This is a genomic window from Klebsiella sp. PCX (genome assembly GCF_021869705.1).
In the GTDB taxonomy this organism is placed as follows: Bacteria; Pseudomonadota; Gammaproteobacteria; order Enterobacterales; family Enterobacteriaceae; genus Klebsiella; species Klebsiella quasipneumoniae.
This window is the reverse complement of the sequence record NZ_CP091527.1, coordinates 406,292-419,894: the sequence shown is the minus strand read 5'-3', so window position 1 is coordinate 419,894 and position 13,603 is coordinate 406,292. Positions and strand designations below refer to the sequence as shown.

Here is a 13,603-nt window from a genome sequence, read left to right as displayed (position 1 = left end):
AGGCGAGCGCGGCAGGCGAAACGGAAGGAAGTCAGCTTACAGCGCGAGAGATGGCGTGGCCCAGGCCCTGAATATCTTCACCGAAACCGCGGGCGGTATTGCAGCCAGACAGCAGTGCGCTGCTCAGAAACAGTAACGCCAGGAGTTTTACGCTGCGCTTCATGTGTCGTGCTCGTCGTGCCAGTACAGAAAGAGCGGCGCAGCACAGAGGCTGCGCCAGTCATCATGACGTGAAATTACTTCACGCGGGATACGTATTCGCCAGAGCGAGTATCCACTTTGATCACTTCGCCAATCTGGACGAACAGCGGCACTTTAACCACAGCGCCAGTAGACAGGGTCGCTGGTTTACCACCGGTACCCGCGGTGTCGCCTTTCAGACCTGGGTCGGTTTCAACGATTTCCAGCTCAACGAAGTTCGGCGGGGTGACCGCGATCGGCTGGCCGTTCCACAGGGTCACGATGCACTCAGCCTGATCCAGCAGCCATTTGGCATTGTCACCGATCGCTTTCGCGTCAGCAGACAGCTGTTCGAAGGTTTCGTTGTTCATGAAGTGCCAGAACTCACCGTCGTTATACAGGTAAGTCAGGTTCATATCGACAACGTCCGCGCCTTCTGCAGAATCAGTAGATTTGAAGGTTTTCTCAACGCGGGTGCCGGTCAGCAGACGGCGCAGCTTAACGCGCGCAAACGCCTGACCTTTACCTGGTTTAACGAATTCGCTGGCTTCTACCGCATAAGGTTCGCCATCTAACATGATTTTAAGACCAGCACGAAAATCGTTGCTATAGTAAGTCGCCATAAGGCCCTCTGAAATTGTTTAACTGGTAGCTAAGCCACAAAATGGCGCATATTGTAACCCTAAATACCCCATCCAGAGAAGATTGGATAACGCAACTTGCCAATGTTGTGACCAGTCCTGATGAACTGCTGCGTCTTTTAAATGTAGACGCTGATGAAAAACTGCTGGCCGGACATGAGGCCAGACGCCTGTTCCCGCTGCGAGTCCCGCGCGCGTTTATTGCCCGAATGGAGAAAGGCAACCCTGACGATCCGCTGCTTCGTCAGGTACTTACCGCCGAAGAGGAGTTTATCGTCGCCCCCGGCTACTCCACCGATCCGCTGGAAGAACAGCACAGCGTCGTGCCCGGCCTGTTGCACAAATATCGCAACCGGGCCCTGCTGTTGGTGAAAGGCGGTTGCGCGGTCAATTGCCGTTACTGCTTCCGCCGCCACTTCCCTTATGCCGAAAATCAGGGCACCAGGCGCAACTGGCAGACGGCAATGAACTATATCGCTGAGCATCCGCAGCTTGATGAAATCATCTTCTCCGGCGGCGACCCGTTGATGGCGAAGGACCATGAGCTTGACTGGCTAATGACCCAGCTGGAAGCCATTCCGCACGTTAAGCGTCTGCGTATTCACAGCCGCTTGCCGATCGTGATCCCGGCGCGCATCACCGAGATGCTGGCCAGCCGCTTCCACCGTTCGTCGCTGCAGGTGATCCTGGTTAACCACGTCAACCACGCTAATGAAATTGACGGCGAGTTTCGCGCGGCGATGGCCATGCTGCGTCAGGCGGGCGTCACGCTGCTTAACCAGAGCGTACTGCTGCGCGGGGTGAACGATAACGCGCAAACCCTGGCCGATCTCAGCAATGCGCTGTTCAATGCCGGGGTAATGCCCTACTACCTGCACGTGCTGGACCGGGTACAAGGGGCGGCACACTTTATGGTCAGCGATGATGAAGCCCGTGAAATCATGCGTGAACTGTTGACCCTCATCTCCGGCTATATGGTGCCGAAGCTGGCGCGAGAGATCGGCGGCGAACCCAGCAAGACGCCGCTGGATTTAGGACTGAAGCAGCGTTAGCTCCCCTCCCTTGTCTGCCAGGTCGTGCTGGCAGACATCTTAATATGAATACACAGCCAGGTTGGGACTAACATACTCGGCAATCCACTTTACCGTTACCTTCTCGATATAAACCCCAGCGGCGGCGTATTATCGATGTAACACGATCAGTACGATAACATTGATAACTATCATCACGACAATCAGCGCGATTAACCAGGTGGGAACTTTAAAGGTTATATGTAATCGTTCCGATAGTTTCTCTGCCACCTTCACGCTATTTTCCCGCCTATCATTCTCCTGGATTGCTAAATTCACTGGTAGTGGAAGACTTAATTTATGGTCAATTTTCCCCGTATCATTGAAAATGACATCAGCAGTTTTACTACTGTGAAAATGCGTTAATCTTTCCCGATTCATATTCTCGCACTCTTCATCCGAGAGCGGGATAACTAAAGTATCCGGGGCGACGCTAAAGCCTTTTTGTCTGACGGTGATAATGATATCCTCAGATAGTCCGGCTTTGAGCAGCGATTTTCTCAACAAAGAGATATTTTGATAAAATGTATTTTGCGAAACTACCACACCCCGTGTTTCCCATACAGCCGCCAGAAATTCATCCCGAGAAATCACTTTGCCGCAATTCTGCAATAGCAGCAGCAAGCATCTGGCGGTAGGCGCATTGAGGCTGATGCTCTCCCCATTCCCGGCAAGCGGTCGCAGCTCATTCATATTGGCATTAAATATAATTTCCTGATTAATTATACAGCCATTAAATAATGCAATATCATCCATATCCTTGCCCCACGCAACCCTATTATCCATAACAAAAATAAATAATCCCAGCCAAACCATGGCGTGAACATTATCGCTTCAGACAGAAGCGGGGTCAGTTCACATTGAACTTCAGCTTTGAGGATACCGCATAAAAAATGACAAGCGATAGTTATCTTGTTTAAAAGCCACATTTTCAGATTAAATTTATCTCAACCTAACTCAATATCTCATTAGAAAAGGTCATTATTAAATTCACGTGTGCTTCATCAAGAATTCACAAGCATTTTTTGCACCAGACTTTTAAATTACCCCCGCTTCTCCATGGTTCGCTATGGCAAGTGATATTGTAGCGTCGTTCACAGGAGGGTAGGTTTCAGCACTATATAAGGAATGCTGGCGCTTATTTTCAATATCAATAGGAATGCATATTCCATTCCCATGATAACTGTTATCGATTCTACACAGGACTAAGTATCTATATATGGATTAATTAAATGAAAAAGACAATCGTAGCTGTAATGGTCGCTGCTTCTGCAGTTCTGAGTGCTCAGGTAATGGCAACCAACACCGCTCAGGTAACTGTACTGGGTGAAGTCTCTGATGCAGCTAACTCTTGCGTCGTGACTCCGACGGGTACCCTGAACAACGGTATCGTTCAGCTGATGACCGTGACCACTACCGAAGCGAATGCTGAAGCGGCTGGTGCTCTGTTTAAAACTCAGGACTTCGGTTTTGACGTGAAAGACTGCGCACAGGGTAGCGCCACTCCGGTTACTGCTGTAACCGTCAATGTGACCGGTGCCTCCAGCAACGCTAACATCCTGGACAACACCGCACCTGGCGGCGCTACCGGCATTGGTATCGGTATCCAGCGCGTACGTGATGCACACCGCGTAGGTTTCGACGGTTCTGACCTCATGACCGAAAGCTACACTGCAGCTGGCGGCACTCAGCTGAAGTACACCACTGGTTATGTGAAAGTGAACTCCGCGACTCCGGTTACCGAAGGTCCGGTTAAAGGTGTTGCGACCTTTACTATCGATTATACCCTCTAATTTTTCCCCGAAGGGCTCCGCTTCACGGCGGGCCCTTTTTCGCATTCAGAGAAAAACCATGTTCAGGAACTTATTAAATATCACCGCATCCTGTGCATTACTCCTCAGTAGTATTGCCCATGCTGGTATTGTGATTGAGTCCACCCGCTACCTCTATAAAGAAGGTGCGCGTGAAATCACCGCGCAAATCGAAAATAAAGATGACATCCCTTATCTGATTAAATCCTGGGTTGAAGCGCCGGCAGGGAAAACGCCCTCTTTTATGGCTACACCTCCGTTATTCCGCCTTGAGGGTAAGCAGCAGAATACCGTGCGTCTATTTTCTACCGGAAACGTCAATGCCCCGAACGACCGGGAATCCATATACTATTTTAACGTGATGGCCATCCCGCCGGCGGACGATGAGAAAGCCAACGCCAATACTATTCAACTGGCGGTCCGCCACCGCATGCGTCTGGTCTATCGTCCAAAAGCACTTTTCGACCTTTCTCCAAACATTGAAGCCAAAAAACTCGAATGGCGGAAATCAGGCACAAAACTGACGATTAAAAATCCGACACCGTTTTTCTTCTATTTCCATAGTGTTCAGATTGGTAGCAAAGAAGTGAAGCCGGAAGTCAACTCGGTCGCTCCAATGACGACCAAAGAAGTGACATTAAAAGAAAATATCAATGCCTCCAGCGTCAACTGGAAAGTAGTTAATGATTATGGCGGAGCAGGATCGCTCTATTCCTCATCGCTGTAATAAGAATTTTATTTTATCATTATAGGGATGTGTCTATGCCAAATAAGAATAATGGATTATTCAAACTATCCGCGGTCTTCCTCGCAATGCTTCCGGCATTGCTTTCTGGTTTGAATAATAAAGCGCAAGCACGTGACTTTTTCGATCCCTCATTCATTAGCTCATTGAATGGTAGCGATCCATCAACCACTCCCGACTTATCTATTTTCCAGACGCAGAACGCACAGGCGCCAGGGGATTATCGGGTAGATATCATGTTTAATGGTCGCTATCTGGATACCAGGACAATGAAGTTTGTTGCGAATAGCCGTGCCACTGGGAATAATCGAGAGCCCGCCCTGGTGCCCTGTTTGAGCCTGAAAACATTGGCAGAGTATGGCGTACGGGTTAAAGCCTTTCCCGAACTGGTCGAGGATAAAAACGGCTGCGCCAATCTTTCAGTCATCCCGGATACCAAAGCGGATTTCGACTTTACCGTCCAGCGCTTGAATATATCCATTCCGCAGGCGGCACTATCTACCACCGCGCAGGGATATATTCCACCGGATCAGTTTGATGACGGCATCAACGCCCTGCTGGTGAACTATCAGTTCAGCGGCTCAAACGACATGCAGGCCAATGACGAATACTACAGCCTGAACCTGCAGTCTGGCCTCAACGTTGGCCCATGGCGTATCCGTAACCTCAGCACCTGGAATAAAAACAACGGCGATGCGGGTGATTGGGACTCAGCCTATCTCTACATGCAGCGCAGCATTCGTCCCATCAACAGTAACCTGGTGATGGGTGAGAGCTCGTCACTCTCAGGCATCTTTGACAGTGTACCGTTTACCGGTATTCAACTGGCCACCGATACATCAATGTTGCCGGAAAGTATGCGCGGCTATGCGCCGATTATCCGTGGTATCGCCAAAACCAACGCCCGTGTCTTCATTAAACAAAACGGCTACCAGGTATACCAGACCTACGTGGCGCCTGGCGCGTTTGAAATCACCGATATGTACCCGAGCGGCGGTAGCGGCGACCTTTACGTCACCGTGGAAGAGTCCGACGGTTCTAAGCAGGAGTTCGTCGTACCGTTCGCTACGCTGCCGGTGATGGTCCGTGAAGATCAGCTGGAATATGAAATTACGTCTGGTAAATATCGTCCTTACGACGGCGGGGTCGATGAAACGCCCTTTACGCAAGCTACCGCGACCTACGGTGTCTCAAGTAGCCTGACGCTTTATGGCGGGGTGCAGGCCGCATCGCGCTATCAGGCCCTGTCAACAGGCCTCGGCTATAACCTCGGCGAGCTTGGCGCCGCCTCGGCAGACGTCACCCAGGCCTGGTCAAAAATGAAAGACGACGAAAAGACCTCTGGGCAGTCATGGCGTGTCCGTTACGGGAAAAATATTATCGAAACCGGTACAAACGTGACTATCGCTGGCTACCGCTATTCCACCCGCGGATTTAATACCCTCTCTGAAGTGTTAGATAGCTATTCTAATGATGGCAAGTATACTCCTCGCTCGCTGCGCAACCGCACCAATCTGACGCTGAATCAAAGCCTGGGTAAAGGCCTCGGCAGTCTGTCTATCAGTGGATTGATTGAAGATTACTGGGACGATAAGCGCACCAACAAGTCGATCAGCGTGGGGTACAACGGTGGCTTCCGCAATGTAAACTATTACCTCGGGTACAGCTATAACCGCTATACCTGGAGCGGGAATAACTCCGGGAAAGACGCCCAGGACGATCAGCGTATCTCGCTGACCGTCACGCTGCCGCTGAGCAACTGGCTACCGGGCACCTATACCAGTTATCAGTTAACCAACAGTAATCCGGGGTCTACCGATCAGTCGGTCTCCATCGGTGGTAACGCGCTGGATAACGACAGCCTGGAGTGGAGCCTGCAGCAAGGATACAGCAACCGGGAATACTACAGCGGCGATATGCGCGCAACCTATAACGGTGCTCGCGGCAGCGTCAATGCCGGTTACAGCTACGATCGCGGTAGCGAGCGTATAGACTATGGCGCCAACGGCAGCATTGTCGCTCATGCCGATGGGGTCACGCTTGGTCAGGACATCACCGATGCCGCCGTACTGGTTAAGGCCCCAGGTTTGGATAACGTCAAGCTGGCCAACGATAACACCATCACCACCGACTATCGTGGTTACGCCATCGTACCTTATGTCACGCCTTATCGTCGCACCGATATCACCCTCGATAGTACTTCGCTTGGCGAAGATATGGAGCTTCCGGAAACCACGCAGAGCGTCGTTCCGACACGCGGCGCCATCGTGCGGGCCAATTATGCCGGTAATATCGGCCAGCGCGCATTTATCCATCTGAAAACGGCCAGCGGCCAGGACGTACCTTATGGTGCGATGGTGTTACTCGCCGGGAGCAGCCAGGCACAGCCAGGCATCGTCAGCGACGCCGGGATGGTCTATATGTCCGGCCTGCAGCAAACCGGAATACTTAACGTGCAATGGGGCAAAAGCGCGGCGCAGCAGTGCAATGCTTCCTTTACTTTACCGGCCAGGGAAGGCAAAGCGGCTGGCATCAGTCAAATCGAAACAATTTGTCGCTAATATTGACCAAGGACAATAAAGAATGAGAAAAACACTGATTTTTCTATCTATATTATTATGTTGTTGTGAAGCAGCTGCCAAATGCGATTATGATGGTTCCGATGGGCAAGCAGTATTTAACTTAAGTCCTAAAATCGCAACGGATCCAACAATACCCGTTGGTACAGTTTTGTATACCAAAAAAGTTGGTACCGGACACTATAAAACCTTTGAATGCAGCAAGATAATGGGTGATCAGTATATCATTACCTCATCCGCACCCGAGGTCTCTGGTGTCACGGGTATAATGGGAAAACCGGTCTATGAAACGGGGATTGATGGTATTGGTTTTCAGTTTTCAGATATTCTGGACAGCAAGCATGGTTCAATTAAACCCGCAGTGGCACAATCTACGATTGTGCCAATTTTAAAGTCGAATGATGACTACAGATTTATGACAGTATGGTTAATAAAAACAAAACCTGTCATTGATACATCCGGCGTCAGTACCAATCCGGTATTTAAATTCTCAGCGGGTAACTTAAGCACCAACCCCAGGGCGTCAGATCGTCTGTTAATGACTGCGTCTCTGAAGTTCAAGAGTATTTCTTATAAGGCGACCTCCTGTGATATTTCTGTGTCTGGACCGAGCCAAATCACCTTAAATACAATTGAAAAAAATACATTAATGTCAATCCCTCGGGGTGGCACAACCCCATCACAGAAAACTATCACAATGGACGTTTCATGCCCAGCGGGTTCAATTGGTAATAAACTTTACTATTGGTTTAACCCAGTTAGTGGCACCAGTCCTGCGGGGAATGGCATCATCGATAATCTGCTAACAGGAGGCGGAGCAGCAAGTAACGTTGGCATTATCTTCAAAAAAGACAATAGTCCCGTTATATTTTATGACGCAGAGACCTACAGTATTGCCAGCGCTCAAGCATCGCAAAAAATTAACTTTACCGCCGATTATTACCGAATGAGCGACAACAGCGCTGAAGTCTCGGCCGGGCATGTAAAAGCGATACTTGAGGTAGTAGTTCAGGAAGAATAAAGAGAACCATAATCTCATAAAAGGTGGATAATGATATCCACCTTTTTTATTCTTCCATACATAATCAAAAGCATTATGATATATACGGATGAAAGTAATGCACTACAATTTGAGTCACGTCCATAATAATAGCTTAATTTAACTTGCTAAAATTAATATTGCTTTGTGAATCTATAAAATAATTAGATTAGATTAGATTCAGAATGAATCTGAAATTTCATCAACAATTCACATTAAGTTGAGTTGATTCATACTACAGCAACGACTATCTTCTCTGCGGACCAACTTCCGGTCTGGAATGAACATATAATTTTAATTTTAGTTAAAGGACTAATCATGCATCAATTAACTGTATTTGAAATGGAAGAGATTTCTGGCGGCGCGCTGACTGATACTCTTACCGATATTATGACCTGGGCTGCTAAAGAAGTAGGCGCCATCGCTCTGGGCGCCTCTCTGGGGGCGATTTTTGGTACAGGTTACGCTGGACGTTGGGGCGGCGTAAGCGGCGGTATCTTTGGTATCGGCTCGATTGGCCAGGGTGTAGGAATGATTGCCGGGGTTATTCTCGGTGGCGTCTGCTTTGGTATTGCTGCGGGTATCGTTGGCTGGGATATGACGCTGCATTATGCAACAGGTGTAATGGATGCCGTTTATGATGGCACATTAAACTTCTGGAGCAATTAATTTACGCCTCAGCTGTTTGCTCAACGTTTTGTTGACATTCTTTACTAAGTAAATAGGGCCTGAAATATCGGGCCTTTTCATTTCATTATGTAAGTGATAATTATGTTAAGAAAAATCTATCGCAAGGAAGCGATCGAATACAAAAAGCATCACTGGAAAGGAAAGGCGTTGCTGCTAGCAGGGCTTCCGGCATGGCTTATTGCATTACTTTCTTTTGCCTTTTTAGCCATTCTAATAACCACCACAATATTTTGTACCTTTACCCAACGCATTGATGTTCGCGGGGAAGTTATTACTTTACCTCATTCTGTCAATGTTTATGCGCCACAGCAAGGGTTTGTTATTTCCCAATATGCAAAAGTCGGTGACCTTGTCGCCAAAGGACAGTCTTTATATGAAATTGACATCTCCCGAAATACAACAACAGGCAACGTCAGTACGGCGCAAATAGAAGTCATTAATGAAAAGATTGCGAACGCTGAAGATATCATCACCAAACTTTCTCATAATAAAGAAGAAACCCGATTATCTTTAGATAAACAGCTAAAAACCATCAATGATTCGTTAAAAGAAACTAACCGCATGCTGGTTAATGCGCAGACTGGTTTAAAGAAAATGCATGATAATCTTTCCAGTTACGATAAATATCTTCGTGATGGCCTTATCACTAAAGATCAGTATAACTATCAGCATTCATTATACTTTCAACAACAGAGCACCTATCAGTCTTTGGTCAGTCAGAAAATGCAACTGGAATCCCAGGTAACCCAGTTAAATAGCGATAAAATCACAAAAACGGCAGATTTTGACAACCAAATATCATCTCAGGAAAACCAGATTAATGATTACAAAAACCAGTTGGTTGAATCAAATGCCAATGGTAATGTCATTATTAAAGCAACCACAGAAGGACGCATTGAATCGCTGGCTGTAACAAAAGGACAAATGGTCGACAAAGGCAGCAGTTTAGCGCAAATCAAACCCACTGGTGATATAGAATATTATCTTATTTTATGGTTACCTAATAATAGCATACCTTATGTCAAACCGGGTGATGTCATTAACATCCGCTATGATGCTTTCCCATCCGATAAATTTGGGCAATTCCCGGGGAAAATACTTTCAATATCTTCGGTCCCGACATCCCGACAGGAACTGTCTGAATACACTAATGTTAATAATGGAACGAACCAGCAGGAACTGGCACTCTATAAAACCATTGTCAAAATTGAAAACAAAACCTTTAATTACAATGGTAAAACGCTTTCGCTTTCGAATGGACTGAAGGCTCAAGCCGTTGTATTTCTCGAAGAGCGCCCACTTTATATGTGGATGTTTACCCCTGTGTATAAGATAACTCAAAGCATTACTGGGCCAATCCATGACTAACGAATTGTTCAAAACCATTGTTGCAAAACTAAATTTTTCTCTGGTTAACAAAACGCCTGTTATTCTACAGTCAGAATCATCGGAATGTGGAGTTGCCTGTCTGGCGATGGTCTGTGGTTATTATGGGTTAAATATCGATTTATTTAATTTTCGTCAACGATTCGGTAGCCCCTCACAGGGCTCCTCACTGCTGTCTCTAAGCAAAACAGCCGAGCAGGCTGGTTTAAAAAACCGTGCGCTAGCGCTCGACCTCGATGAAATAAAACAGCTTAAGCTTCCCTGCATCATCCACTGGGGAATGAACCACTATGTAGTTCTTACAAAAGTAAAGAAAAACGGATTTGTGATTCACGATCCCGCGCTGGGTAAACGAATCATTGGCATCAGTGAGATGTCAAATAATTTTACCGGCGTTGCGCTTGAACTCTGGCCTGACCATAACTTCCAACAAGAGGAGGCGAAATCCCGTTTACGACTCCTGGATTTAATGCATAAAATTGTTGGTTTAAAATCGGCGCTGATTAAGATCTTTGCTTTCTCTGTTGTGGTAGAAGCGATTGGCCTCCTGTTGCCTATTGGTACACAGTTAGTAACTGACCATGTCATTATGGCGCACGATGAAAGTTTACTCTCTGTTATTTGTATTGGTTTAATATTTTTTACGCTATTCCGCACGTTTATTAGCATGCTCCGAGCATGGACGTCGTTGACGTTGAATACGTTGACAAACATTCAATGGAAAACAACGCTATTCGATCATTTGGCAAGTTTGCCATTATCTTTTTTCGAGAAAAGACACTTAGGTGATATCCAGTCTCGTTTCTCGTCTCTGGATACCATTCGTTCAATTTTTACCAACAGTATCGTCACTGGCATCATCGATTCGATAATGACGATCGGTTTGTTAGTCATGCTGACATTATATGGCGGCTGGTTAGTCTGGGTCGTCATTGGCTTTACCGCCTGCTATGCGATTATGCGCTTCGCTACCTATAGTTTTTATCGGCGCGTAACGGAAGAGCAGGTCGTTAAAGGGGCGCGTGCTAACTCTCACTTTATGGAATCACTTTATGGCATTTCCACGATCAAAGCATTAAATTTAAAAGAACGTCGCTCGCAGCATTGGCTGAATCTTAACGTTGATGCCAGTAACGCAGGTATTAAGCAAACTCGCTTTGATATGATGTTTGGTGGGATTAATACCTTTATCACCTCTATCGATCAGGTGGTGGTACTGTGGTTGGGTGCCATTATGGTAATTGATAATGAGATGACGCTCGGTATGTTTATGGCATTTAATGCTTATCGAGGCCAGTTTTCTCAACGTGCATCGAATCTCATTGATTTGGTGATGCAGCTTCGTATGCTCTCGCTTCATAATGAACGTCTATCTGAAATCGCCTTTAGCGAACCGGAAAAAGAACTTCCATCCCGACGTGTGTTTACAGCAAACACCGGCGTGAAACTTGAAGTCAGGAACCTGAGTTATCAATACGATCCTTTTTCACAACCCATTTTTACCAATCTGAATATAACGGTTGCCCCAGGCGAGTCTGTCGCGCTAATTGGCCCATCTGGCGTTGGCAAAACCACTCTGTTGAAAGTCATGTGCGGTTTGCTTTCACCTGACTCCGGCGAAATACTGGCGGATAATCTGGAGATTCAAAAAATTGGTTTAAATAACTATCGTCTCGGTATCGCCTGCGTACTTCAGGAGGATCGTCTCTTTTCAGGTTCACTTATCGATAATATCAGTGGTTTTGATGATAACCCCGATTTGGAATTCGTAATGGAATGTGCCAAACATTGCAACATCCATGATGAAATCATGAAGATGGCGATGGGATACGAAACCATTGTCGGCGAACTGGGGCTGGGCATTTCCGGCGGTCAAAAGCAGCGTATCCTGATCGCTCGTGCTTTGTACCGTAAACCGAGTATTCTGTTTATGGATGAAGCAACTAGTCACCTGGATCTCAGAAATGAGTCGGTCATCAATCAGTCGATTTCAGCGTTAAGTATCACCCGAATTATTGTCGCGCACCGGCCATCAACCATTGCATCAGCCGATCGCGTTATTGACCTCTCACAATCGAAGTCGATGGCTACCGCTTAATAAAGGAGAAGATTATGCAAGGAACGTTTATTGGTTTTAATACTGCAGGAATTACTTTTGAAGAGCGTTTCCTGGCGCTGTTACTTAAGGTCAAGAAAGCGAATGATACCTGTGAGATTTTCTATCTTCAGGCACCCGTATTATCCGACCTGCTTCTGATATTGCAAAGTAGAATGGCCTTAATTTTTCAGCGACTTGAAAATAAAGGCGAGGCTTACAAAGATGAGATTATCGCTTATAACGAAACACTCGTAACCCATATCCCCACGGTAGAAATGGCTGAAATACAACAGCCTTCTCCTGAGCGGCGTATAATGTCTATTACGCTTAAACCTGGCGAAACGCAGTCAACGCTGATCCTGGTATTTCAGGATGAGCAAATTAAGACGTTAACTATTGATGACCGACAGGTTGAAGCCCTGATAATCGGTATTCAACAGGCATTAAAAACAGTCGGCGATCAGGAACTTATCCAGTATTTAAGTTCAAATATGGATTTTTTAATGTGCTACAGCGTCGACTTAACTACTCAGCCGAATATTGATTACCAGCAGTATCCCCAGGAAGAATGGAAGCTAAACCTGTTTTCCCATTATCTGGGCGTGCTCTATTGCTGCGAGACGGACGAAGGCAAGAAAATTGTCTCCGGAGCGGTGGTAAAAACCAGTGCGCCACATTTATCTGAAATGGAAAACAGCGTGGTAGTACGCCTTATTGAGAAAAGCCCCAAGCTTAAGGCGATGCACACGGCGCTGGCGCCATGCCAAATCTTCAGTACCATTATTCCTTCCCAGCCAGGAAGAATGCTCAGCCTGGAAGAGTGTCTGCGTCCCCTGCATGCCTTCTATCTGGAGAAGAAAGCGGAGCTTAACGCCTGACCCTCTTCTACCGGTCACGCCTCTCTCTACGCTCGCAGAGAGAGGCATCGCGCATCAGTTCGGGCACTTATATACCTGGCCGTTCATCTCGCTGTCGGTGGGCACAAAGCTCGACAACAGATTTTGCGTCGGGCTGCTGACGCCATAAATCACGTTGCCGCCCATGGCTGCCGCCTGGTTACGCAGGGCGTTAGCCGCACCGCGCATGGAGCCACCCTCATCGCCATTCTGGCCGGAGAGCCAGTTACTCTGTTTACCCGTCGCGGTCCCTAACAGCTGACACTCTGCGCCCGGCTTCTCCTGTACAAAACGCACATTCTGGCCGGCAGAGGTTAATTCATTGCTGGAACTGCAACCTGCTAACAGTAAGGCTGCGCCGGCAATCCCTGCTAAATATTTTACCTGCATGTTATTCCCCATGATCGATGAGCTGGACGCACTGGCCCGGATGTAAACCTGTCATCCTTCAAACTGCGTCGGCATGAG

13 protein-coding genes are annotated in these 13,603 nt (G+C 47.2%); 9 read left to right on the top strand and 4 right to left on the bottom strand.

Features of this window, described 5'->3' with window-relative positions:
* Nucleotides 1-31 precede the first annotated feature (31 nt).
* Together GQR96_RS01925 and efp are read right to left on the bottom strand one after the other, a co-directional pair.
* A complete protein-coding gene (locus GQR96_RS01925; protein ID WP_004206422.1) occupies nt 32-163 on the bottom strand; it encodes an entericidin A/B family lipoprotein in 132 nt (43 codons plus the stop codon).
* Between the two features lie 73 nt (nt 164-236).
* A complete protein-coding gene (gene efp / locus GQR96_RS01920; protein ID WP_004206421.1) occupies nt 237-803 on the bottom strand; it encodes an elongation factor P in 567 nt (188 codons plus the stop codon).
* A 41-nt stretch (nt 804-844) separates the two neighbouring features.
* On the opposite strand from efp, the gene epmB reads away from it, so the two are divergent.
* Nucleotides 845-1,873, top strand: coding sequence for an EF-P beta-lysylation protein EpmB (epmB, locus tag GQR96_RS01915; protein ID WP_004206420.1), 1,029 nt, complete (start codon nt 845-847; stop codon nt 1,871-1,873).
* A 129-nt stretch (nt 1,874-2,002) separates the two neighbouring features.
* On the opposite strand, the gene GQR96_RS01910 is transcribed toward epmB, so the two are convergent.
* The gene (locus tag GQR96_RS01910) at nt 2,003-2,647 is read right to left on the bottom strand and encodes a winged helix-turn-helix domain-containing protein (protein WP_043519376.1); all 645 of its coding nucleotides are present in this window, start codon (nt 2,645-2,647) and stop codon (nt 2,003-2,005) included.
* A 476-nt stretch (nt 2,648-3,123) separates the two neighbouring features.
* Here GQR96_RS01910 and GQR96_RS01905 point away from each other — a divergent pair, with 476 nt between their 5' ends.
* The 8 genes from GQR96_RS01905 to yjeJ all read left to right on the top strand — a co-directional run bounded on the left by GQR96_RS01905 (nt 3,124) and on the right by yjeJ (nt 13,117).
* On the top strand, nt 3,124-3,684 hold the full coding sequence (locus GQR96_RS01905; protein ID WP_004206418.1) for a fimbrial protein: 561 nt from the start codon (nt 3,124-3,126) through the stop codon (nt 3,682-3,684).
* Between the two features lie 58 nt (nt 3,685-3,742).
* Nucleotides 3,743-4,429, top strand: coding sequence for a fimbrial biogenesis chaperone (locus GQR96_RS01900; RefSeq protein WP_004206417.1), 687 nt, complete (start codon nt 3,743-3,745; stop codon nt 4,427-4,429).
* A 35-nt stretch (nt 4,430-4,464) separates the two neighbouring features.
* A complete protein-coding gene (locus GQR96_RS01895; protein ID WP_069734323.1) occupies nt 4,465-7,008 on the top strand; it encodes a fimbria/pilus outer membrane usher protein in 2,544 nt (847 codons plus the stop codon).
* Nucleotides 7,009-7,030: 22 nt separating this feature from the next.
* Nucleotides 7,031-8,047, top strand: a complete 1,017-nt coding sequence (locus GQR96_RS01890) for a fimbrial protein (protein ID WP_043519272.1) — start codon at nt 7,031-7,033, stop codon at nt 8,045-8,047.
* A 336-nt stretch (nt 8,048-8,383) separates the two neighbouring features.
* Nucleotides 8,384-8,734, top strand: a complete 351-nt coding sequence (locus GQR96_RS01885; RefSeq protein WP_043519271.1) for a hypothetical protein — start codon at nt 8,384-8,386, stop codon at nt 8,732-8,734.
* A 102-nt stretch (nt 8,735-8,836) separates the two neighbouring features.
* Nucleotides 8,837-10,123, top strand: a complete 1,287-nt coding sequence (locus tag GQR96_RS01880; protein WP_023291696.1) for an HlyD family secretion protein — start codon at nt 8,837-8,839, stop codon at nt 10,121-10,123.
* Nucleotides 10,116-12,239 carry a peptidase domain-containing ABC transporter gene (locus GQR96_RS01875; RefSeq protein ID WP_043519268.1) on the top strand — a complete coding sequence of 708 codons (2,124 nt, stop codon included), beginning with the start codon at nt 10,116-10,118 and terminating at the stop codon, nt 12,237-12,239. Before GQR96_RS01880 ends, GQR96_RS01875 begins: the two co-directional genes overlap by 8 nt.
* A gap of 14 nt (nt 12,240-12,253) precedes the next feature.
* Entirely contained in the window at nt 12,254-13,117 is an 864-nt protein-coding gene (gene yjeJ, locus GQR96_RS01870; protein ID WP_044525175.1) for a YjeJ family protein, read from the top strand.
* A 54-nt stretch (nt 13,118-13,171) separates the two neighbouring features.
* Here yjeJ and GQR96_RS01865 read toward each other — a convergent pair whose 3' ends face one another.
* Nucleotides 13,172-13,525: a DUF4156 domain-containing protein gene (locus GQR96_RS01865; RefSeq protein WP_004206410.1), complete on the bottom strand. Its 354-nt coding sequence runs from the start codon at nt 13,523-13,525 to the stop codon at nt 13,172-13,174.
* Between the last annotated feature and the right edge of the window lie 78 nt (nt 13,526-13,603).